The sequence below is a fragment of the Albibacterium sp. genome, assembly GCF_035514885.1.
In the GTDB taxonomy this organism is placed as follows: Bacteria; Bacteroidota; Bacteroidia; order Sphingobacteriales; family Sphingobacteriaceae; genus Albibacterium.
In genome coordinates, this window is sequence record NZ_DATJCH010000003.1 from 95676 (window position 1) to 119379 (window position 23704).

At 38.1% G+C, this 23704-nt stretch carries 21 protein-coding genes; 7 read left to right on the forward strand and 14 right to left on the reverse strand.

Annotation, left to right across the window (positions count from 1 at the left end):
* Window positions 1–78 precede the first annotated feature (78 nt).
* From VL047_RS00500 to VL047_RS00520, 5 genes are read left to right on the forward strand one after another with little or no spacing between them, the layout of a single operon-like run.
* The gene (locus VL047_RS00500; RefSeq protein ID WP_325357407.1) at window positions 79–1413 is read left to right on the forward strand and encodes a flippase; all 1335 of its coding nucleotides are present in this window, start codon (window positions 79–81) and stop codon (window positions 1411–1413) included.
* Window positions 1410–2054: an FkbM family methyltransferase gene (locus tag VL047_RS00505; RefSeq protein ID WP_325357409.1), complete on the forward strand. Its 645-nt coding sequence runs from the start codon at window positions 1410–1412 to the stop codon at window positions 2052–2054. The genes VL047_RS00500 and VL047_RS00505 overlap by 4 nt, the downstream gene beginning before the upstream one ends.
* Window positions 2055–2079: 25 nt before the next feature.
* A complete protein-coding gene (locus VL047_RS00510) occupies window positions 2080–2997 on the forward strand; it encodes a sugar transferase (RefSeq protein WP_325357411.1) in 918 nt (305 codons plus the stop codon).
* A gap of 1 nt (window position 2998) precedes the next feature.
* The gene (locus VL047_RS00515; protein WP_325357413.1) at window positions 2999–3697 is read left to right on the forward strand and encodes a DUF5672 family protein; all 699 of its coding nucleotides are present in this window, start codon (window positions 2999–3001) and stop codon (window positions 3695–3697) included.
* A gap of 3 nt (window positions 3698–3700) precedes the next feature.
* Complete coding sequence (locus tag VL047_RS00520; RefSeq protein ID WP_325357414.1) at window positions 3701–4462, forward strand: glycosyltransferase family 2 protein; 762 nt, start codon at window positions 3701–3703, stop codon at window positions 4460–4462.
* Here the strand turns inward: VL047_RS00520 and VL047_RS00525 are convergent.
* The 6 genes from VL047_RS00525 to tilS all read right to left on the reverse strand — a co-directional run bounded on the left by VL047_RS00525 (window position 4459) and on the right by tilS (window position 11697).
* The gene (locus tag VL047_RS00525; RefSeq protein WP_325357416.1) at window positions 4459–5604 is read right to left on the reverse strand and encodes a glycerate kinase; all 1146 of its coding nucleotides are present in this window, start codon (window positions 5602–5604) and stop codon (window positions 4459–4461) included. The genes VL047_RS00520 and VL047_RS00525 overlap by 4 nt on opposite strands.
* Before the next feature lie 2 nt (window positions 5605–5606).
* A complete protein-coding gene (locus VL047_RS00530; protein ID WP_325357418.1) occupies window positions 5607–6566 on the reverse strand; it encodes a D-2-hydroxyacid dehydrogenase in 960 nt (319 codons plus the stop codon).
* A gap of 394 nt (window positions 6567–6960) precedes the next feature.
* On the reverse strand, window positions 6961–9432 hold the full coding sequence (locus tag VL047_RS00535) for a YfhO family protein (RefSeq protein WP_325357420.1): 2472 nt from the start codon (window positions 9430–9432) through the stop codon (window positions 6961–6963).
* Window positions 9433–9516: 84 nt separating this feature from the next.
* Entirely contained in the window at window positions 9517–9804 is a 288-nt protein-coding gene (locus tag VL047_RS00540; protein ID WP_325357422.1) for a DUF4834 family protein, read from the reverse strand.
* Between the two features lie 92 nt (window positions 9805–9896).
* Complete coding sequence (locus VL047_RS00545; RefSeq protein WP_325357424.1) at window positions 9897–10376, reverse strand: hypothetical protein; 480 nt, start codon at window positions 10374–10376, stop codon at window positions 9897–9899.
* Window positions 10369–11697: a tRNA lysidine(34) synthetase TilS gene (gene tilS / locus VL047_RS00550; protein WP_325357426.1), complete on the reverse strand. Its 1329-nt coding sequence runs from the start codon at window positions 11695–11697 to the stop codon at window positions 10369–10371. Before tilS ends, VL047_RS00545 begins: the two co-directional genes overlap by 8 nt.
* Window positions 11698–11811: 114 nt before the next feature.
* Between tilS and VL047_RS00555 the strand changes: the two genes are divergently transcribed.
* Window positions 11812–14121, forward strand: coding sequence for an OstA-like protein (locus tag VL047_RS00555; RefSeq protein ID WP_325357428.1), 2310 nt, complete (start codon window positions 11812–11814; stop codon window positions 14119–14121).
* On the opposite strand, the gene VL047_RS00560 is transcribed toward VL047_RS00555, so the two are convergent.
* Both VL047_RS00560 and VL047_RS00565 read right to left on the reverse strand, forming a co-directional pair.
* Window positions 14072–14653 (reverse strand): non-canonical purine NTP diphosphatase, encoded by a 582-nt coding sequence (locus tag VL047_RS00560; protein WP_325357430.1) that lies wholly within the window; start codon window positions 14651–14653, stop codon window positions 14072–14074. The genes VL047_RS00555 and VL047_RS00560 overlap by 50 nt on opposite strands.
* A gap of 2 nt (window positions 14654–14655) precedes the next feature.
* Window positions 14656–15180: a hypothetical protein gene (locus VL047_RS00565; protein WP_325357432.1), complete on the reverse strand. Its 525-nt coding sequence runs from the start codon at window positions 15178–15180 to the stop codon at window positions 14656–14658.
* Between the two features lie 124 nt (window positions 15181–15304).
* Here VL047_RS00565 and VL047_RS00570 point away from each other — a divergent pair, with 124 nt between their 5' ends.
* A complete protein-coding gene (locus VL047_RS00570) occupies window positions 15305–16636 on the forward strand; it encodes a peptidylprolyl isomerase (protein WP_325357434.1) in 1332 nt (443 codons plus the stop codon).
* A 26-nt stretch (window positions 16637–16662) separates the two neighbouring features.
* Here VL047_RS00570 and VL047_RS00575 read toward each other — a convergent pair whose 3' ends face one another.
* From VL047_RS00575 to mutL, 6 genes are all read right to left on the reverse strand, one after another.
* A complete protein-coding gene (locus VL047_RS00575) occupies window positions 16663–17526 on the reverse strand; it encodes a DUF4440 domain-containing protein (protein ID WP_325357436.1) in 864 nt (287 codons plus the stop codon).
* Window positions 17527–17544: 18 nt separating this feature from the next.
* Window positions 17545–19011, reverse strand: a complete 1467-nt coding sequence (gene cysS, locus VL047_RS00580; protein WP_325357438.1) for a cysteine--tRNA ligase — start codon at window positions 19009–19011, stop codon at window positions 17545–17547.
* A gap of 57 nt (window positions 19012–19068) precedes the next feature.
* Entirely contained in the window at window positions 19069–20181 is a 1113-nt protein-coding gene (locus tag VL047_RS00585) for an endonuclease/exonuclease/phosphatase family protein (protein WP_325357440.1), read from the reverse strand.
* Window positions 20182–20191: 10 nt separating this feature from the next.
* A complete protein-coding gene (locus tag VL047_RS00590) occupies window positions 20192–21061 on the reverse strand; it encodes a rhomboid family intramembrane serine protease (RefSeq protein WP_325357442.1) in 870 nt (289 codons plus the stop codon).
* A 67-nt stretch (window positions 21062–21128) separates the two neighbouring features.
* Complete coding sequence (locus VL047_RS00595) at window positions 21129–21845, reverse strand: rhomboid family intramembrane serine protease (RefSeq protein WP_325357444.1); 717 nt, start codon at window positions 21843–21845, stop codon at window positions 21129–21131.
* Between the two features lie 8 nt (window positions 21846–21853).
* Window positions 21854–23698: a DNA mismatch repair endonuclease MutL gene (gene mutL, locus VL047_RS00600; RefSeq protein ID WP_325357445.1), complete on the reverse strand. Its 1845-nt coding sequence runs from the start codon at window positions 23696–23698 to the stop codon at window positions 21854–21856.
* Window positions 23699–23704: the final 6 nt, after the last annotated feature.

The window sequence follows — 23704 nt, forward strand, 5'->3', positions numbered from 1 at the left end:
TAAAAATAAGGACTGCAAAGGTAAGAATAAGTTTTTTGAAACCAACATAGATTTACTAATTTTTCTTAGGTTTGTTTTATGAAGCTACCAACCTTACCCGGTTTTGACCCTCAAGCATTTGAGAAGTATTTCAAAAACACGGGCTGGCTTATGATGGCACGCGTAGGCACTCTTTTAATAAAGATGCTTACCGGAATTGCTGTAGCCAATTATTTGGGAAGTTCAGGAAATGGGATTTTAAATTATCCCATGGCACTCATCACCTTTTTTATGGCAGCTTCTGCCCTAGGTTTAGATTCTTATATAACCCGTGAACTGCTACAGCGTCCTCAATCTAAAAACATACTATTAGGAACAGCATTTGCCCTGCGCCTATCCGCCGGATTAATCGTACTACCCTTAATTTATTTTACCTATTTCGTAATCAACAACCTGGCAGACGCCAATCCGGGCGTTCCATTTAATTTCATTGCCATTGTCTCCTTCGTCTGCGTTATCCAATCTATCAACATCATAGATAGTTATTTCCAATCGCAGGTTCAAGGAAAGAAAATTATGCTTGTGCAGGTTATCGCCAATATCTTATCTGCCCTGGTAAAAATCATACTGATACTTGTAGCTGCTCCAATTGCCTATTTTATCTGGGCTCTGCTAGCCGATGCTATTTTTTTAGCAATCAGCTATTTATGCATGTATCACAAAAGCAAAGAATCTGTCTTTCATTGGAGATTCGACAAAAACCTGGCGAAATATTTAATCCAGATGTCATGGCCACTTGCTTTTTCAGCCATACTGGTTACCTTATATATGAAGATAGACCAAATAATGATCAGCAGTTATTTGGATAGCAGCGCACTGGGTATTTATTCAACCGTAGTAAGCTTAAGTGAAAGTTGGTACTTTATTCCGGTCGCAACGGTAAGCGCACTCTTTCCGGCAATCATGAATGCCCGACAACATGATGAAGAACGTTACCGAAACCGACTCCAGAACCTATACGATCTCATGTCTTTTATTAGTCTGGGAATAGCGATTGTTATGACATTTGCGTCACCGCTTGTATATAAAATACTATACAAAGCCGACTTCGCGGCGGGCGCTGAGGTTTTATCCATTCATATATGGGCAGGAATATTTGTATTTTTGGGAAGTGCAAGCGGACAATATTTAATTGCAGAAGGCTATACAAAACTATCACTAGTACGTACCGGTGTTGGAGCTTTGATAAATATTATTTTAAATATGTGGTGGATTCCCATTTTTGGCATAAAAGGTGCGGCTTGGGCATCATTGATAGCGTATGCAGTGGCAACATTTTATATTATACTAATACCAAAAACACGCGTACAGGGCATCATGATGTTAAAATCAATATTTCAGATAAACCTAATTAGAAAACTCATTAAATTTTGAAAAATATATATCCTATTTCCAGCCTTCTCAATACCCAGAAGTTGCGTTCAATACTATCTTTTGGCATAAAAGGTTATTTAGCAGAAATCGGTTGGTTTGTTGCCCTTAAGCACAAATCATCTGTAAACGGAGAGAACGAACCAATTCCCTGGCTCACCTATTCATTTATCGACTTCCTGGAAAACAGGCTAAATAAAGAACAGTCTATTTTTGAATTTGGCTCAGGTAACTCAACACGCTATTTTGCGAAAAAGGTAAGCCATATCAGTTCCCTAGAGCATGATAGATCCTGGTACGAAAACGGATTAAAAAACAAACCCAAAAATGCGGATCTGATCTTTTGTGAACTCGACTCAGATGGCAATTACTGCCGCGGAGCAATTAATACCAAACAAAAGTTTGATATTATCATTATAGATGGAAGAGACCGTGTAAACTGCTGTCTGCAAAGTATTCAAGCTCTTAAAGAAGGAGGAGTAATCATTTTAGACGATTCTGAACGCGAACGATATCATGGCGGACGCGTTGCTTTAAAAGAAAACGGCTTTAAAGAACTTTCCTTCAGTGGAATTTCACCGGGCTTTTTTTACAGAAAGGAAACTTCAGTATTCTACCGAAGCAATAACTGTTTAGGTATTTAATATATCAATCTTAATCTAATTTCATATGCAACATCTTGCGCCTATTGCTTTATTTGTATATAACAGACCGGAACATACGCGCCGTACCATTTCCTTTTTGCAGAAAAATCTGCTAGCCGATGAATCAAGGTTATTCATTTATTCTGACGCTGCCAAAGACGAAACCGATAAAAAGAAAGTGGAAGAAACCAGAGAACTCATCAAAACAGTTGATGGTTTTAAGTCTGTTAAAATAATCGAGCGTAAGGAAAGCTATGGCTTAGCAGCATCCATCATTGATGGTGTTTCTGAACTGACAAAAGAATACGGAAAGGTAATTGTTTTTGAAGACGATTTATTAGCCTCCCCTTTTACCTTACGGTATTTCAACGAAGCTTTAAGAACCTATCAGGAAGAAGAGCGTGTAATGCAAATCAGTGCCTATATGTTTCCCTTGAAAAATCCGGAAAGTTTGCCGGAAACATTTTTCTTCCGCGCTACTACAAGTTGGGGCTGGGCTACCTGGGAAAGAGCCTGGAATCATTTTGAACCCAATGTTTCTCTTCTATATCAGCAATTCGACCAAAGTAAAATCAAGGATTTCTCCATAGACGGTTCCATGAATTACTGGAAACAGCTGCTCGACTTCAAAAGCCATAAAAATAATTCCTGGTCTATCCGGTGGTATGCTTCTGTCTTTTTAAATAAGGGGCTTGTGCTACATCCCAGAGAATCATTAATAGATAATATCGGGCACGATGGCACCGGTGTTCATTCAATAATTGAAGACACCTATCAAGTTACCATCTCCCGCAAACCCATTCATAATTTCGCAACTGAAATTAAAGAAAATAAAGAAGCACTGGCAGCCATTAAGCTCTTTTTCAAACATCGAAAAGGAAGTTTATTCAAACGAGGAAAGAAGTTTCTTATTAATACATGGTATCAATTTTTTAAGTCGTAGAATGATCGAAGTAAGCGTAGTTATACCCATATATAAGTCTGAACTGACGGATTCTGAATTAAAATCCTTTAAGCAGTGTTTGGATGTATTGGGAAATCATCCGCTGATGCTGGTTGCTCCAACTGGCTTAGACACGTCGACTTACGAAACTCTTGCAGGAAGAAATCTTCAGTGCACCTATTTCAATAAACGATACTTCACATCTGTACGCGGCTATTCCGAACTGCTTTTAAGTAAAAAGTTCTATTGCCACTTCGAAGCCTATGAATATATCTTAATTTATCAATTAGATGCCTGGGTGTTTCAGGATGATCTATCCCATTGGTGCAAGCTAGATTACGATTATATAGGCGCACCTTGGCTAGAAGCGCCACCCATAACTTCCGGCAAAAAACCATTCATCAATATCTCTAATTTTTTAATTAATAAAGTAGGAAATGGAGGCTTCTCTTTGCGAAAGGTAAAGCCGCATATCAAATGGGCATGGTGGGTTTCTTTTATATTCAAATTCTTCCCGAAAAATGAAGATATATTATGGACACTCTTAGCACCTTTTAAAAAACCCAATGAAATAGAAGCCCTGCAGTTTGCGTTCGAATTAAATCCCGAGCAATCTTATGAACTCATCAACGAGCAATTACCATTCGGATGCCATGCCTGGGAAAAGTACAACCCCACATTCTGGAAAAGATTCATTTAAGCTATGCCAACTAGTTTTCACCCCACACTATCGATTATCACCATCGTTTATAATAACGTTAAGGATATTGAACGCACCATGCTTTCAGTGATTAATCAACAGTATGACGCCATTGAATATATCATTATCGATGGGGGCTCAACAGATGGAACGGTAGATCTTATTAAACAATATGAACATAGTATTACCCGTTGGATCAGCGAACCCGATAAAGGAATCTATAATGCCATGAATAAAGGGCTCAATATGGCAAGCGGCGATTATGTTCTCTTTATGAATTCAGGCGATGAGATTTATGCGAATGATACCGTATCCAAGGTATTCTCTACAGAGCCCGATGCAGATATCTATTATGGAGAAACAGAAATGTTCAATGATGAATGGGAAAGCCTGGGCACTCGCCGGCATCAAGTTCCGGAAAAGTTTACCTGGCGCAGCTTCAAATACGGCATGAGCATCAGCCACCAAGCCATTTATATTCGCAGAGCAATCACCGAACCCTACGATGAGCATTATAAATTAAGTGCGGATATCGATTGGATACTCAAAGCTGCCCGAAAAGCGAAAAAGATTGTAAACACGCATCAATATGTAGCCAAATATTTGGTTGGCGGAATGTCTAAAAAACGTCATCGTGAGAGTCTAAAGGAACGCTTCCACATCTTTACTGAGTACTATGGCCTTACAGCCAACTTATTTAATCATGCTGTTATTGCAGCCAGACTAGCTTGGTATTATTTAAAGAACAGACGCACGAACGATTAATCCGGCATCTCAATATTTAAAGCCAGTATATTCCCCAAATTTTTAGCAGTTCTTGTCAAATTTTTCGACGTATGGCTTAAAGCCTTCGCTAAATCATCCGGTTCATTTCCTATTGGCATAATTACATCAAAGTATTCCTGCAATTGAGAGTTCAATTCCAAAGGCACCTTACCTGCAAAAGCAATAACAGGCAGAGACTTAAACTTGGCTCTGGAAGCTACCCCAAACGGACCCTTTCCCTGCAATGTTTGTTCATCAATGCTTCCTTCGCCGGTAATCACCAAATCTGCTTTCTCTAAAGAAGATGAGAAATCTGTAAGATCCAAGAAGTAATCAATGCCATTAACCAGCTTCGCATTCAAAAAAGCATATAATCCGGCGGCGGCGCCCCCGGCAGTACCGCCATGTTTTATGGAAGTGATATCTTTTCCCGTTTGCTTAAATGTTACTTCCGAAAACCTTGAAAGTGCTCTATCCAGTATTTTAACATCTTCAGTAGATGCACCCTTTTGCGGTCCAAAAACAGCAGCAGCTCCTTCGTCACCCAATAGCAAATTATCTACGTCGCAAAGAACGACTACCTCACAATCCAATACTCTTTTATCGAAATCAGACAAATCAATCGAGTCTAAATCAGTCAGATTCTCCGGCAAGATTTCCAGCTCTTGCCCTTCCTTATCCAAAAATCGAATTCCCAATGCCTGTAATATTCCGCACGCAACATCAACCGTTGCAGAACCGCCCATTGCAATAATCAATTTTTCCGCTCCCTTCTCCAAAGCCATTTTTATCTGCTCGCCCGTTCCAAAAGATGTTGCCTGTAAAGGATTCAATTCTTCTGATTGCAACAAGCGTATCCCGGATGCATTGGCCATCTCGATAATAGCCGTCTTTCCGCCATCAATCAAACCGAAAGATGCATCAATCGTTCTTCCCAACGCATCGTGGACAGTCGTTTTTATGACCTCTCCACCAAACTTATCTATTATCAAAGTTCCCGTACCATCACCACCATCCCCTATTGGAAAGCATTCAAAAGTACAATGAAGTTTGCTCTGCAAAAAACCCTTCTCAATAGCTAAAGCAACATCTGAAGCATCTAGGCTATGTTTAAAACTATTGGGGGCGATGAGAATATGCATTGTTAAGCATTTACAACATTGACCGGACTTCCTTCCTTGAATGCGGATAGATTATCGGTAGCAATTTGCAGTAAACGAGTACGCGATTCAATAGTTGCCCATGCTATATGAGGGGTTATAAGGCAATTCTTAGCTTTAAACAAAGGACTATCTTTTTTCGGTGGTTCAACCGAGAGTACATCAATCCCCGCTCCGGCAATAATACCTTCATTCAATGCCGCTGCCAAATCCTCCTCAACAATGATTGGTCCTCTGGCAGTATTTAGCAAAAAGGCTGAAGACTTCATGCTCTGCAAACTTTTCTTATTGATCAGACCCTCGGTTTGCGGGGTTAACGGACTGTGTATGCTTACTACATCAGACTCTTTTAAAAGATCAGAAACTTCAGCCCATTTAAAGTTCTTACGATGTGATTGATCGCTATGAGTTCTGCTCGCTCCTATAATATTCATTCCAAAGGCTGTCGCCACATCAGCAACCTTTTGTCCGATGGTACCGAAACCAATAATCCCCATCGTCTTACCCGAAAGCTCCATCAAAGGATAATCCCAGAAACTAAAATCCAGAGAACGCGACCATTTTCCATCTTTCACAACATCGCTATGGCGCTGAACACGTAAGCAGAGTTCCAGTAATAATGCAAAAGTTAACTGAACAACAGAGGGTGTGCTGTAACCAGGCACATTGCAAACAGTTATTCCACGTTTCTTTGCAGCCTCAATGGCGATAATATTATAACCTGTTGCTGTAACACCAATGTATTTTAAATCAGGTAAGCTCTCTATTTCTTTCTCTCCAATCGTAACCTTATTAGTCAGAAGAACCTCCGCACCCTTACAACGTTCAACAATTTTATCCGTCGGCGTTCGATCATATACAACAACTTCGCCTAATTGTTCTAATCCCTCCCAACTCAGATCTCCCGGGTTTAATGTGCACCCATCTAATACGATAATTTTCATTGTGTAATTTGTTTTTAATGGAAACGAAACTATCATGCGCTCTTCTTTATTCAATAAATGCGCAATGCTTTCTTCTTCCTTTCCTTTCTCGTAAATTACTAAAAGTAAAGAAAATTAATTAAAAACGATATGGGAAGCCTCTAATTTCTTCTACCTTACGTAACTCTTGTTGCACCCTTGTACGAGCCATGTAAGACCCTTGTAATACATGCTTCAGTTATTAGTGAGTTATTCATGCGTTATGTCTACGCTTTTTTGGCCTTTATAACGTACATACAACGGAGGAATATAACACTAAGATTGCTTTAATGTTATACGAGGGCCGTACAAGGTACATTGCATGTCCGAAGAAGCTCAGCTAGCACTGAGTAATATTCAAGAAAGACAAGGTTGTTTAGGATGTCTTGGAAGTAGATTTATCACCTTTTTGTTCTCTCCAAACTGCAAAGCCTAATACTAAAACTAATATTCCGGAGGCGAAAAGAGAAATCATCTCTCCGGTATAATAAGATTGAGGCTCGAATTTGAATTCTACTTTATGATTTCCTCCCGGAAGTTGAGCAGCACGTAGAACGTAGTCGGCTCTGAAATAAGGGATCTCAACTCCGTCTACAAATGCTTTCCATCCTTTATCGTAATAAATTTCAGAAAACACAGCCACAACGTTCGTTGGGGCAGAGTATTCATAAACTAAATGATCCGGACGATAATCAACCAATTCTATGCTGGCATTTGCCGAAGTACCAACTTTACCAGAATCGATCAGGTGTTTAAATTCTTTGTGAATGATGGCTACATCTTTGGGATTGAAGCTATCAAGCCCTTGCATTTCCTGTTCGGCATTATCCACAAATTTAACTCGGTTTATAATCCATGCATTTCCTGCAGCAGTGCTTCTATTCTGGATATGCTGAGAATTTTGTCCGTCAGATGTAATGGCGTATTTCGTATTCAACATATCCAATACATCCTGGTTAATAGCATTATTAAACTGCCGTTCTATAAGCTCCTGATAACGCATTAGCTTAGCTGCATGATAGCCTCCAATGGTATTATGGTAATACGATGTACTGGCACTTGAGAATGTAGGGATGGTTAAATCAAGAACCCTATAATCTTTTTGCGTATCACGTTTAATGAATTTATCTGCTTCTCGTTCCGGAAACTGATTGGCAAGTACAGATTCTTCAACGAAATTATCCTTGTTTAGGTAACGACGATTTACGCCCCACATATCTATCAGGATAGCTACCGCTAATAGGACAATAGCCGTTTTGGGTCTCAATTTATCCTTAACCCAGAGCCAAACAATCCCTGAACCAAGTAATATAAAAACGAATGACCTAAAGGCATCGCTTCTAGCCATAGAAGCACGATCCTTCACCAATGCATTCAAAATAGCTTGTGCAAAATTATTATCGCCAAGCTGCTGGCCTAATTGCTGAGCCATTGCTTGATGGTTGCTTGCCTTAAAGCTTAAGAATAGATTCGGTAAGATGGCAACAAGCAATGAGATTCCTCCAACAATGTAAAAGCTATAAAGCACTTTTTTATCCAGCTTAGGAATATCTCTCTGCTTGGTAATGATTTCATTTAACGCCAGAACTGCAAGGATCGGGATAAATAAAGATGCGATAACCAAGGTTGATTCTACTGCTCTGAATTTATTATAAAGAGGGAAGTAGTTAAAGAAGATATCGGAAATAAACGGCAAATGTCTGCCAAAAGCGAGGAATAAGCTCAAAAGTGTTGCTCCTAACAACCACCATTTCAGACGATTGTGAACAATGAATATCCCCAAAACAAATAAGAAAATCACGATCGCACCAAAATACCATGGTCCGGAGGTAAAAGGCTTATCGCCCCAATAGGTTGGCATCTGTTGAGCAAAACCTACTGCTTGATTTGCCGGAACACCTTCCTGAAGAAGCACTTTTGCAACTTCTGAATTTTCATCCAATTCAGGTCCTGATCCGCCGCCATATGCATTCGGGATTAGGAAAGTCAGATTTTCCATTACACCTTGGCTCCATTGATAGGCATATTCTCTATCAACCCCTTTGGTATCTGCAGCCTTTGTTTCTGTCGTTAGGTTTGATTTTCCTCGAATTGATTCCTGGCTATATTCATAGGTAGTCCATAACAGACCGGCATTTACTGCTAAAGCTAATACACAAGCTACTGCCAATGATCCGATAGCTTTTCCAAACTCTGCTGTTTTCTTATCCTTAATGGCATGGTATAATTCTATTCCCACCAATATTAACATGGCAATAAGGAGGTAATAGGTCATTTGAATATGATTCACCCTAATCTCTAAGGCAAGGAATAAGGCAGTTAGAGCTGCCCCCCATATATACTTACCCCGCAAGGTTAACAGGATACCGGCAATAACAGGTGCGAAAAAGGCAATAGCATATGCCTTGCTGGCATGTCCCGCTTCAATATAAATAAAATTATAGGAGGAAAAAGTAAAGGCAATGGCTCCCAATGCTGCAATCCAGGGCTTAACACGCATGACACAGAATAACAAATAAGCCCCAATTAAATACAGTAAAATAGTATCGATAGGGTTAGGAAATACCGTTTTAAAGAAACCCATGACATGGGTTGTAATGTTCTTAGGATAGGATACCCAGATCTGGTAAGAGGGCATTCCACCAAACATAGCATTGGTCCAAAGAGGTGCTGTACCGTCTTCAGCTTTAAAATCCATAATCTCCCTTTGCATGGCTTTTGCTTGTATAACATCTTGTTGCACAAGCGTTTTACCTTGCCAGGCTGGAGTAAAATAAATAAAGCTGATAGCTATAAATAGTCCAATGATTGCAAAGTGGACAGAGTTACGCGTAAACCAATGTTTCATTCTATGAATTCTATGTCTGAAAATTCAAAAATATAGAATAGAATCCAATTTTTATGAAGAGAATACTATTTTGTAGAAAAAGCCTTACTTTATCTCTTCGAAATCAACAAATTCACCTGCGCGGTTTGCACCGTTATGATTGGGTTGCTGCGGGGGAATATAATCAATATTGATTTTACCTTCTGGTTTTCTTTGATGTTCACGAGCACTTGTTCTGGTTCTCTGCTGACTTTGTCCCTGAAACTCCTTAAAAGCTTGCTCCTGCATTTTGCGGGCAAAGCTCCTTAAAATCCAGGGCAATAAACGAGCCATCAGCATACGAAGAAGCCATAAGACCAATATTGCAATAAATAAAAACTTTATAAAACCCATATCGTAAAATCCTTTTCTTTTTATAGTTCCTAACAAAAATAATAAAAAACTGTTTACCAATGTCGTTATCGACCCTAAAAGTGACGAGTGTATTACTTTTGTTGCGCTTGTTTAATGGCGTCTACCAGTTCTTTTGGCCTTTGGCTGCCAATAATGTAAACCAAGCCCTCCCGGTCTGTAATCCATACAGCCTTTTTTCCGCCGGCATAGAAGCGAATTTTACCACTTTGATGTAGATTATAAACAGGATTGTTAATCAAAAAGGTACTATATTCTCTATTTTCTGCACGTACCACGCTATTTAAGTCGATTTTCACCAATCGCGTAGTCCACAATCCCGATAGTTGCACGCTATTCTCTGTGACAGTAATCCGATAATGCAGCATATACATCATAATGATGGAGACAAAAATGATGATGGAGCCGGCAACTAAAAACAGTCTGCTATTTTCTTCATGCTCTATATTAATATAATAGGCAACGAAGCAAAAGAGCGCTAAAAGTAAGCGCACGCTTAACCATCCGCGATCTCGACCGAGGTACTGATTTTCGATATAAATTACTTTACTCATCTTTTATTTCATCGAAGATAATAACTTTTTTAGTTTTTGCAGTTACCTTAAATTTATCGTCAATCCGCCAAGGTAAGATTGCTACGATAGCCTGACTGCCATCTTCAACAACAGGCACTTCCTGCTTTAAAGTAACAGGAATTTTTAAAGAGATCAGGAAATCACTTACTTTTTTCTGTCCCTTCATACCCAATGGCTGAAAGCGATCTCCTTGCTGCCAGGATCGGATCAAGAGTGGCAATTTGATCGTATCAAAATCAACAACTTGGGTAAAACCTGTCAAACTCAAATCTCCCCTATCTGCACTATATACTTTATATTTTTTATGAAAACATGTGAATTCATAGGGGAATTCTTTTATAGAGTGGCTCACAAAGCTTTCTCTGACCAGGGGTTTCAATATCAAGTACTCGCGATCTACTAATAGCTGATGTGTTGAAGAATAAAACTGTCTTCCTGAGCCATTATTCCAGTCTCTCAATAAATCCGAGAGTACTGCTTCTGTGAAACCATAGGGACTGAAAAATTCATACATCCATAAGCTAATTGGATTGAGCTCTTTCAGATGAGATATAAGGATACGAGTTTCTCCATTGGATTCGACCATAAAGAGTTCTGACCTTAATTCTTCAACAGCCTGAGCCAAAAAAGAAGCAATAGCTTGAAATCGTTTACTATTCGCAAGGAATGTTTTCTCAATTTCCGGGTTGATCTTGCGCATAATTGGCAAGACTTCCAACCTGATTCTATTTCTTTTATACTTTGTACTGGCATTGGATGCATCCTCTCGAAAGGCCAGTTTTTTCTGAGCAACAATCTTTTCAACTTCTTTTCCGGTAAATGCCAATAAAGGACGAATTAATTTATCTCGCTTGGGCAAGATTCCAGATAAACCAGCAATGCCTGTTCCTCTCAAAAGATTTAGAAATACCGTCTCGACTGAATCTGTCTGATGGTGTGCAACAGCTATAAATGAATAATTATGTTGACTGCGAATTTCTTCTAACCATTTATACCTGAGATCACGCGCTGCCATTTGAATAGAGACATGGTTCTCGTTTGAATATTGTTCCGTAGGAAAAGCTGTTGAATAGAAATCAACCTTAAATTGAACTGCAAGTGTTTTAACAAAATCTTCATCCAAATCGGATGCTTTTTCTCTTAATCCAAAATTACAGTGAGCAATTCCAAATTTGAAGCCGGCTTCTGCAAATAGATGGGCCATAAGAACAGAATCTTTACCACCACTTACAGCCAGAAGAATCGGCTGTTCTTTGGTAAACAAGTTATTTTCAGCAATAAAGTGCAAAAACTTATCCATGAATTGCATAATCAAAGTTATGGAAATTATCTTTGGCAGCACATTTGCGCTTCCTAAAATGACATTTTTATTTTATTATGATTTTGGTTAAAGCAAAAACGTATTTTTGAAGCGGTGAAAAAAATAATCTTCTTTTTAGTTATTTTATTGTTTCCTACTTTACTATTGGCTCAGCAAACTATTACTGTAGTATCCAATACAAAAGTAACCTATGACCAGAAGCGTGGCTCTTACCGGTGGTATCATCCTGTTTTTGCTCATGAAGGAAGTACGTTAGCCGCCGATAGTTCTGATTTCAACGAAGGAGATAATTTTTTTGATGCCTTTGGCCATGTGGTTATTACCCAACCGAATGGCACGGTTGTTTATGCCGACAAGCTCCATTATACGGAAAGCACCCAACAAGCATTGTTAACAGGAAATGTTCGATTAGTAGACCGGGGGGCTACATTAACCACAAATTACCTAACCTATAATATGAAATCAAAGATTGGTTCTTATCATGGGGGTGGAAAGATCATTAACGGCACCGATACACTCGATAGTACGCATGGCTATTATTTCGAGAATACGCAGGATGCTTATTTCCGGGAGAATGTAGTGGTTAGAAGTAAGGACGCTATTATCAATACGGATACCATGCGTTATAACTCCAATTCTAAAGTAGCTTACTTTTACGGGCCTACAAACATTAAAGGTGGAAGTGGAAATCTATATACCGAAAATGGTGATTATAATACTGAAACCGATCAGGCAAAGTTTGGAAAAAACAATTTATATACTGAAGGGAGTAAATTCCTTCGAGGTGATAGTTTATATTATGATGGGATCTTAGGAAATGGCCGTGCGGTAAGGAATGTTCTATTTATAGATACTGCTCAAAAGATTGTTATGCGTGGACAATTGGGTGTATATACAAAGGCTACGCAAACTACGGTCGTTACTCAAAATGCTTATATTGTTTTAGCGACCGAGGACTCCACCTCCAATTCAAATGATTCTACATCAACATTAAACAATACAACATCTACATTAAGCGATACTACATCCACTTTAAGTGACACCACTCAAATGGTGGTTAACGATGCTGCAATAGATAGCTTATCTACCAAGCCGGAAACAAAAAGAGATTCTACCTTTATGACGGCTGATACTCTTATTTCTCAAGTCATACCCCTTCGTGATTTTATTCACCTAAAGTTAAAATTGGGGAAGGAAAATGATAATCTGGATGAACCGGACGAATCAATGAATCTTCCCCCAGATACATCTGTCCGGAATAATATAATTAGTCGAGGGGCACTGCTACAAACTGACTCTTTAAGTACGGATTCTTTAAGTAGTGCGGATTCTTTAGCAATAACGACAACCGATTCTTTGAAGGTAAAAACCGACTCTTTAACAATAGATACAGTTGATTCTTTGGCAGCTAAAACTCTTGATTCTGCTGATATTCCTATTGATAGCTTAGCAAAAGACCTTCCAAAAGCAATAACGAAAGCCGTTGCTCTTGATAGTTTGAATAGTATTGATAGCCTGGATTCGCTAAATGTTGGGGAATTCGCTGTTGATTCAACATTTGTATCACCCGTAAAGGGAGCTGCCGACAGTTTGCTCAATGAAGCAACGAAAGTTGCACTACAGGCTAAAACGGACTCTTTGAGAGTAGATACAGGTGAAACGCGAATTGTAAAGGCTTACCATAATGTTAAAATTTTCAAATCGGATTTGCAGGCAATTGCCGATTCAGCCTATTATGGTTATGCAGACTCTATTATTCGTTGTTATGGGAAACCAATTATTTGGTCACAAGGATCGCAGCTTTCTGCCGACACGATTTATATGCTTTTGAAGGATCAGAAAATGAAAAACGTTCTTTTTGACCGGAATGCATTTATGGTCAATACACAACTCGATTCCAGTAAATTTAATCAGGTAAAAGGTCGAAAGATAACCGGTTATTTCAAAGACAATAAACTTGATCGAATTTATGTTGATGGAAATGCAGAAAGCATTTACTTTACGGTCGAAAAGGAAAAGTATACAGGTATGCTGCGAAGTATCAGCAGCCGGATTAAGATCAAGTTCGAAGATAATAAAATGACCGATGTGATTTCAATTCGAAAGGCAGAGAATGTTTACTATCCTATATCTTCTGTTCCTTCGGGACAAGATATACTGGAAGGCTTTATATGGAAACCCGAATTGCGACCGAAATCAAAAGAAGAAATAATTCCATCAGGCGATCCCGAAGCAAAGGATGTTCCCGAAGTGAAGGATACGAAAGAGCTTCCGGTTACTAAAGAAAAAACTACTACCGAAGATGATACTGCTGCGGCATTACCCAGCGAAGCGGCTTCTGCCTCTGATACTCTTAAGCCTGAAGAGCCTGAAGAAACTGTGCCAGCTTCTGAACCGCAATAGCACGATGGCTGATGTTGTTTTTTTCTGAGGCATCCATTTGTGCAAAGGATTTCGAATAACCTGTCGGAATGAATATCGGGTCATATCCGAATCCATTATCTCCCATCCTTTCCATACTGATAGTACCATCAATCCTACCCTCAAAAAAGTATTCTTTATCACCCAACAACAAGGATATTACAGTTATAAAGGCTGCTTTCCGATTAGTTTTACCTTTTAAATTATTCAAAAGCAGATCGATATTCTTTTCCATGTCTCTCGATCCTGAATAACGTGCGGAGAATACACCCGGTTCATTGTTCAATGCTTCAACCATCAATCCTGAATCATCTGCAAAGCAATCTAACTGATAATGTTCTTTGATATAATGGCTCTTTTGGCTGGCATTTAATTCAAAGGTATCTCCTGTTTCAGGAATATCAACTGTACAGCCGATATCATCTAAACTTTTTAGAATAATATGGTCATCCAGCATCGCATTTACTTCTTCTAATTTATGCTTATTATTGGTTGCAAAAACAATCTCTTTCATATTTATAGGTTCATCAGTTTTATTGCATCCCAGAACAAGCGTTTCTTTTCTGTATCTCGCAGCATCTCTTCAAAGCTATAGCTGTATAGAAACTGGATATTATTTTCTGTTTTTAATATATTCTCTGCGCAGACCTCTAATCCTAATAGCTGAGGATCAGCACCTAGAAAGATGCAATTTGCCGGTTGTAATTTTTCTCTAATCTTCTCGAATGTCAAATTAACCTGAGGTTCTTTATGATTAACAATGACAATGTCTTCCAATGTTAATTTTAAGGCTCGCAATATCTTCATAAACGCAATTTCCGCTTCTGGCGAAAGAAATTCATTGGCATTATCTGAAATTACAAAAAGAATATTCTTATTATTGCCTCCATAAGTTTTAAACACGAATTCCTCCTCCTTTTTTTCGGGGAGAATTTCTACCACGGCATCATCAATCGAAGGGATTGGAAAATCTATATCGAAGATGGTCTCTGACATCAGGACCTGGAGAGCTAAAGGATTGGAGGTATTCAAGGGACTCATGGCTTCAAAGGTAAATAAAGCTTCATTTAAACCGTATAATTAATGTTAAAAATCGTTAAAAGCAAAGTCAATCTACGATAAATACCTAACTTAGCAAATCTTTAAAAATAGATACATATTATAAATGAAGAAGTATTTTAGTTTAATCATATTATTCCTCGTTGCGTTTAGCTATTCTGCAAAAAGTCAACAACTTGATAAGGTAGTTGCAGTAGTTGGCAATAGTATTATTTTAAAATCAGAAATTGAAAATCAATATATAGCTCAGGGAAGTCCGACGGATGTTTCTGCGAAATGTCTCATCTTACATCAGCTCTTAACTCAAAAACTTCTTGCACAACAAGCAGCGATCGATTCAATCAGTGTTACTGAAGACGAAGTAGACGACAATATAAACAATCGTTTACGGTATATGTCGAATCAAGCAGGTGGACAAGAAAAATTAGAAGAATTTCTAAACAGATCTTTACTTCAATATAAAGAGGAAATGCGTCCGACGATTCGTGAAATGCTGATTGCTAACAAAATGCAGCGATCTATCACTGAGGATGTTGATGTTACTCCGAACGAAGTTAAACGCTATTTTGAGAATATTCCTGCCGACAGCCTTCCAAACTTCAATACCGAGGTAGAGATTGGCGAAATTGTATTTCAGCCAAAGCTTACGGAAGCTGAGAAAAAACCTTTTTACGACCGGGCAGAACAATTGCGCCAGGAAATAATTGGTGGTAAAGATTTCGCAACGATGGCACGCTTATATTCACAAGACCCGGGATCTGCTCCTGATGGTGGTGAAATGCCGTTTGCTGACCGTGACTCGTATGTGAAGGAATTTTCAGCGGTTGCCTTTAAGCTAAAGGCAGGTGAAATATCAAAAGTCTTTGAAACAGATTTCGGATATCACTTTCTTCAGGTGTTAGAACGCCGAGGAGAACAAGTAAGAGTTAGGCATATACTTTTCTCAATTATTCCAACCGAGGCTAGTTTAACACGTGCCAAGGAATTGGCGGATAGCGTATATACTGAGATAAATGCCAAGAGATTGGACTTCTATAATGCGGCTACTATTTATTCAGACGATAAAGAAACAAAGTATAATGGCGGAATGATCCTTAATGCTCAGAATGTTCAAACAAGAACTACTTACATTCCGGTAGATCAACTTGATGCAGGTATATTTACTGCTATCGACACTTTACAGCCTGGCGAATATTCCAGACCAAGCCGCTTTACAGGTCCGGATGGTAAAAGTGCTTATCGTTTGGTTTATTTGAAATCACGTACCCCGCCTCACCAAGCAAGTTTTAACGATGACTTCGCCAAAATTAAAGAAGCTGCTTTAGAAGAGAAAATGAATAAAGTAGTATCAGAATGGTTTGATAAAAGAAAGAAATCAACCTACATCAGAATCGATCAAGAATATCAAGACTGTGATGTATTAAAGGTATGGTTATAGTTATTTGAGAAATAGCTTTTGGCAAGCTATTTCTCAAATAACATTTCTACAATTACATTCCACTTAAAGTCATCATTTAATTCCCAAATGCGGATATAATAAAAATTTTCAACGCGATTGTTCTTGATAACTTTAGCACTGCCATAAGAGTAAGCTAATTCTCCACTATAAGACCTATCGACCTCAATATTTTCCGTCTTAATTTCAATTTTGTTTGTTTTTAGGAAATTAAAAATGTTCTCCTTTCCTATTTGAGGCGCATAGCCTGCAAATAACATTCTTGCATTATCACCTAAAAACTCCTTGTATGCAACAGCATTATCAGCCATGAGAATCGTACCCATCAGACGGTCAGTACTGCGGACAATGTCCTCCCGTTGATCAAGTCTCACATCTGAGTGCTGCTTAAAATACTTTTCATTAGCAGGGTTAACAAACTTGATACTTTCCTCTTTAGAAGGATTAGGATGCTCAATCTCAGCCCTTAAAGCTATCTTCCATTTACCTCGTCTGTCTCTTTTCCATACGGTTAGATATTCTCCATATTTCTTTCCGAAACCTTCATTCTGCCAATTTATAGGACCGGTTGTAAAACCCCATTCATTACTCTTAGCAATCTTTGCCAATACAGGGTGCCAGCTTATAGAATCGGGGATATTGGGACGCGTTCTGAAATAATCAAAGGCAGGTTCAGGTGCCGGTTTAAAATAGATGGAATTTCTATCTAAGGAATTCCTAAGGCCTTCTAAACTACCTTTATTAACGCTCAGCTCTGAATCATAGATATCGGCAGCCACAATTTGACCTACCATATTATTTGACTGAGCTACAACAAAATGGGGAAAAGCAAGAAACGATATTGGAATGATCCATTTAATGGCACAATGCATATGTTGAGTTTATGTTTTCTAATTTTTTAACCAGAGGGTTTGATGTTTATTATCCTTTAGCTGAATTCCAATTTTTTGCAAGCTGTCTCTGATCTTATCCGAACTTACATAGTCCTTGTTTGCTTTAGCTTCATTACGTAATTCAACAACGATATCCATTACTTTCTCAAAATCCTCATCCGTCTTTAAGACATCGTCTTTTAAACCCAAAACATCATAAACAAACTGTTCCATTAGTGATTTCAATTGGTTTATTTGCTTTTGATTTAAAAATACCTTTTCATCGTAGGCGCCATTAATAATACGAACCCCTTCAAACAACTCGGCAATTAGAACCGGACTATTGAAGTCATCATTCATAGCTGCATAACAACGATCTTCTAATTCCTGAATATTAATATCATTCTCACGATCGGATGGATTAAGGTCTTTTAGCAACACCATTGCATTAATCAATCTCTTAAATCCTTTTTCAGCAGCATCAAGGGCATCATTAGAAAAATCTAATGTGCTTCTATAATGGGCTTGCAACATAAAGAAACGGATAGACATCGGCGTATAACCTTTCTTAAGTAATGGATGTTTACCTGTAAATAACTCATGAGGCAAGAAGCCATTACCTGCAGATTTAGACATACGGACGCCGTTTACTGTAAGCATGTTGGTATGCATCCAATACTTTGCCGGATTGGTATGATTACACGCTTGCGATTGAGCGATCTCATTTGTATGATGCGTAGCAGCCAAGTCCAGGCCTCCACCGTGAATGTCAAACTGAGCTCCTAAATACTTATTACTCATTGCAGAGCATTCAATATGCCATCCGGGAAAACCTACTCCCCATGGAGAAGGCCAACGCATAATATGCTCAGGCTTTGCTTGGATCCATAACGCAAAATCTAAGCGGCCACGCTTTTCATCCTGACCACCAAGCTCTCTTGTGTTATTAAGCATATCCTCTAAATTCCTATTGGTTAATAGGGTATAGTTATTCTCTTTACTATATTTTTCAACATCGAAATAAACTGTCCCGTTAACGACATAGGCAAAGCCATTATCAATGATTTCCTTGATCATTTCAATCTGTTCAGATATATGACCGGTTGCAGTAGGTTCAATTGAAGGAGGAAGCGTATTAAAAAGTGTTAGTACTTCATGAAAACCAATCGTATATTTTTGGACAATCTCCATTGGTTCCACCTGTTCTAAACGAGCTTTTTTAGAGAATTTATCATCTCCCTCATCCCTATCACCTTCTAAATGTCCGGCATCGGTGATATTTCTCACATACCTTACCTTATAACCTAAATGAAGCAGATAACGGAATATTAAATCAAAAGAAACAAAAGTACGGCAGTTCCCCAAGTGGACATCACTATAAACGGTTGGACCGCACACATACATACCAACAAACGGGCTGTTTAAAGGCTCAAACTTCTCTTTATTTCGATTAACTGTATTATAAACTACAAGTGAATCTTTCATGCTGCGAATTTACTAAAGAGATTTGAGATTCTATTTTGGATTTGTGTAATTAATAGGCTATAAGTGTAAATCACTCCAAATAGGGTAATGATCAGAAAGCTTTTCAGAAATGATTTGAAAGTTTTGAATATCAAACTCTTTGCTAGCCAGAATATAATCAATCTGAAAATTAGGGAATGCGCCATTATAAGTTACTCCGAAGCCTCTCCCCTTTTCAACAAACGCATTCTGCATGTCTTGAGACAGCTTATTTACAGAGTATGAAAGTGGAGTGTCATTGAAGTCGCCGGCCACTATATAAGGTATTTTTGCATTTTTTGTATGAGAGTATAAAGAATCAATTTGCTTATTGCGTTTAATGTATGCTGACTTTAGTCGGCTTCCTATCCGTTTGGTTGATTTTACATCAACGTTTGCAATCGGAATATCATTCTTTATAAAATCGTAATCTTCTTGTTTAAAGCCTACCGATTGAAGATGGACATTATATATCCGGAAGTTTTTCCCCCGTTTATTAATATCGCTGTATACTATTTTATTTACAATACCTGTTTCAGTGTTAATATCCACATTGCCGGAGTCTGTGATGGGATATCTTGAAAAGATGGCTATTCCATAAGCATCATAATCGTTTCGGGCAGATGGAATAAAATAAGAGAAATTTAGTCCCAGCTCTTCCATATACCGTTTTCTCACGTTATTTACACCCTTGGTTCTTGAATAAAATTCTTGAATGCAGAGCACATCGGGAGATACCTTTTTAATCAGTTCTAAAATTTCACCTTGATTTTTGGCGTCTTTTCCATTGTCATCATGAAACATTCTTACATTATAGCTCATTATCCGAACGGTACTGGTATCGCGTTCAGAACTATCTATAACAACGGAGGAATTAAACCCAAAATTCTTTTGTATGGCTGTCCATCCTATTCCAATAGCAATTAATGAGATGAAAGCATATGAGAATTTTCTAAACAGCCAAAACACAATAAACAATACATTGACAGCAAATAGAATCGGGTAAGCGATTCCTAAGAATGCTACGGGCCAGAATATCTGCGGTTTAACCAATGGAGCGAGATAGCTAAACAATAAAAGGATTACAGCTATACCATTAAGTACCAATATAATCTTACTTGTAAATCCCAATGGTTTTCTCCTGGACCGCATCTCTATCTTTCTAACTTTGATCTTGTTTACTTGCTTTAAACAGGGCGGCCTTTTCTTCTTTCGTTAAATTTTCATAACCTGATTGGGAGATCTTATCAAGAATGGTATCAATATATTCCTGGTTCGGAATATGACGGGATGACATTACAGGCTTCTCGTTTTTAACAACTTTTAACTTGGGCTTCTTTTTACTTTTAACAAAAATCTTACTCCAGTCGTTTCCTTTTTGTAGCTGGCTAATATATAAATAACCAAAAAGTGCTCCGCCTAAATGTGAAAGGCTTCCACCAGGATTTGTGCCGGCTATACCAATTAAATCTAAAATAATGAAAACGGCTGCTAAGTATTTTAATTTAACATTTCCAAAAAACAACATTCTTATTGCATAATCAGGCAATAAAGTTGCAGTTCCTACGACAATAGCACTCACCGCGGCTGATGAACCTAACAAAACGCTGATTTGTGCGTCACTCTTAAATACCGGAAGAAAGTTATACAATAAAATAAATGTTATTCCACCCATTAAACCACCTGCTAAGTAGTTAAAGACAAATTGCCGTCTATTTAAAAAATCAAGAAATATTTGACCCAACCAGAAGAGCCATAACATATTAAATAAAATATGGAAGAACTCTCGTTGCGTAAACATGTAGGTAACAATCGTCCAGGGTTTCATTGCAAAGGCTGCGAAACTTGCCGGCATCATTAATTGATTTTGCAGAAACTCACTTACGAAACCTGCCTGCCCAAAAAGAAACTCTATTACATACAATAAGTTAAGCAATAAGAAAACGCCTACATTGATTGCAATAAATTGATAAAGTGGATTTCCTGATTTGAACACTTTATACTTAAGATCACTTATAATTGAGCCTCTCATTAAAATTTCTATTTATAGTTTGAAATTACAAATCGTTTGGGCAAAATACAAATAAAGTAATCGTCCTTTACCAAGGTTCGGGCCTCCCAATTCGCCATATTTTTAAAAGTATGAATCCAAATAAAGCTCCTCCTAAATGGGCGAAATGGGCAACCGAGTCACCTGCAAAACGAGAGAAACCTAAAAATAATTCAATTAATATGTAAACTGGAATAAAGTACTTTGCCTTTACAGGTACTGGGATAAACATCAAATAGAGTGAAGTGTTTGGAAAAAGATATCCAAAAGCTACTAATACTCCAAATATTGCTCCCGAGGCACCAACCATGGGTGTATTATAAGTTACAGCCAACGAGCGAAGACCATCTTCGGTTAGTCCTGGAAAGTTGCTGGAGATCATTCCTGTTGACCGGTCGAATTCGAAAAGATCTTTTGCAAAAGGTGTTCCTACTAATTGATATATTTCAATTCCCTGAACAAAAAACTGCAATGCCAGAGCTCCAAGTCCGGTAATTAAATAGAAGTTGATAAACTTTTTTGGTCCGAGAATTCGCTCAATAACAGGCCCGAACATAAACAACGCAAACATGTTAAAAAAGATATGTGCAAAACCTCCATGCATAAACATATAGGTTATCACTTGCCAGCTATGGAACATAACCGAATCCGGATAATAAACTCCAAATAGCATATTGGCTTGTGTGAAAATCATTGAGCCAACAAATCCGATAATATTAAATATTAACAGATTCTTAACTACTGGGGTCATTAGGTTTGTAAACATTTCAATGTCTAATTTAATTTTCCAAACTTTTCAAATAGTTCTTTGAGCGTAAAGGTAATAATTATAGGTTTACCACTTAAAGAAACATTGGGACTTTCACAAGCAAACAATTGATCCATCAAGTCTCCCATTGCTTCTTTACTAAGCGAGGTGCCACTTTTGATTGCTGCATTTCTAGCCAAACTACGCGCCAAGCTTTCACGTTTAGAAAGACGATCAACAGCTTGATAATTTTTATAGGTTTCTAACAGCTTTTCAATCACCTGTGTTTCGCTTAAACCAGGTCCGATATCTGCAGGAATACCTTCAATAATCAACGATGTTTTACCAAAAGGCCGAACCTGGAACCCTAAGATTTCAATTTGAGGTAACAAATCTTGTATTAATTCAAAATCTGACGTACTTAACGTTACAGTTTGAGGAAACAAGCTTTGTTGGCTTGCGCCTTTGCGATTTTCAAGCTGTTGAATAAATCGCTCATAAAGTACTCTTTCATGAGCAGATTGCTGCTCAACAACAATAAAACCGGATTTTATTTGTGAAATGATTAAACAGTTATGCAACTGAAATATTTGCTTTTCGGAAGAAAAAGTGTTCTTTATATTTTCCTCATTATGTAAATGAAGTTGGCTTACTTCAGCTTTTTCAGATATCTCATATAAAGTTTCCCAATTATTGTTCATTGGATTTTTAAAAGATGGCTTTCCTTCTGAGCTACTTGTTCCCTGTTTGGTTTTTCCTCCATCAAAAGGATTAAATTTAGGGTTGAAATTAATTGAAGGTGCCACGATCTCATTCATGGGCTTTGGACTTATCATTTGATTAAAGCCCGTTTCTTGATTAAAATCCAATGAAGGAGTAATATTATATTTACCTAAGGATCGCTTTACTGCCGAACGCACAATTGCATAAATAGACCGATCGTCCTGATATTTTATTTCTGTCTTTGTAGGGTGAACGTTGATATCTATTTTAGAAGGATCGATATCAATAAACAGAACATACAATGGATAGCTGTCTGCTGACAGCAATTCACTATAAGCTCCCATCACGGCATGATTAAGGTAAGGGTCTTTAATAAATCGTTTATTAACGAAGAAATATTGCTCTCCACGTGTTTTCTTCGCAAACTCGGGTTTTCCTACAAAACCTTTTAAATTGATGATGGAGGTTTCTTCTTCTACGGGTACTAAGCGTTGGTTATAACTGTTACCAAATACATGAATAATCCGTTGCTTTAAGCCCGATGCAGGTAAGTGAAACAATTCATTTTCATCATGATGAAGACTGAAGAAAATGCTGGGATTAGCTAATGCCAGGCGTTGAAACTCATCAACAATATGTTTTAATTCTACTGAATTACTTTTAAGAAAATTCCTTCTTGCCGGAATATTATAAAATAGATTCTTTATTCTAATACTTGTTCCGGCAGCAGCAGCAGTGGGCTCTTGGTTAACAACCTTGGAACCTTCTACTTGAATGCAGGTGCCAAGCTCATCTTCATGCCTTCTCGTTTTTAACTCTACTTGGGCAATTGCGGCAATTGAAGCCATGGCTTCACCCCGGAAGCCCATTGTTCGAATAGCAAAAAGATCTTCGGCTAACTTTATCTTAGAGGTAGCATGGCGTTCAAAACAAAGTCGCGCATCGGTTACACTCATCCCACAGCCATTATCGATTACTTGGATTAATGACTTTCCGGCATCTTTAATTATTAATTGGATCTTGTCTGCTCCTGCATCAATAGAATTCTCCAATAATTCCTTCACTGCAGAAGCTGGTCTCTGTACTACTTCTCCTGCAGCTATCTGGTTTGCCACTGAATCAGGTAGCAGGCTTATTATATCAGACATACGACG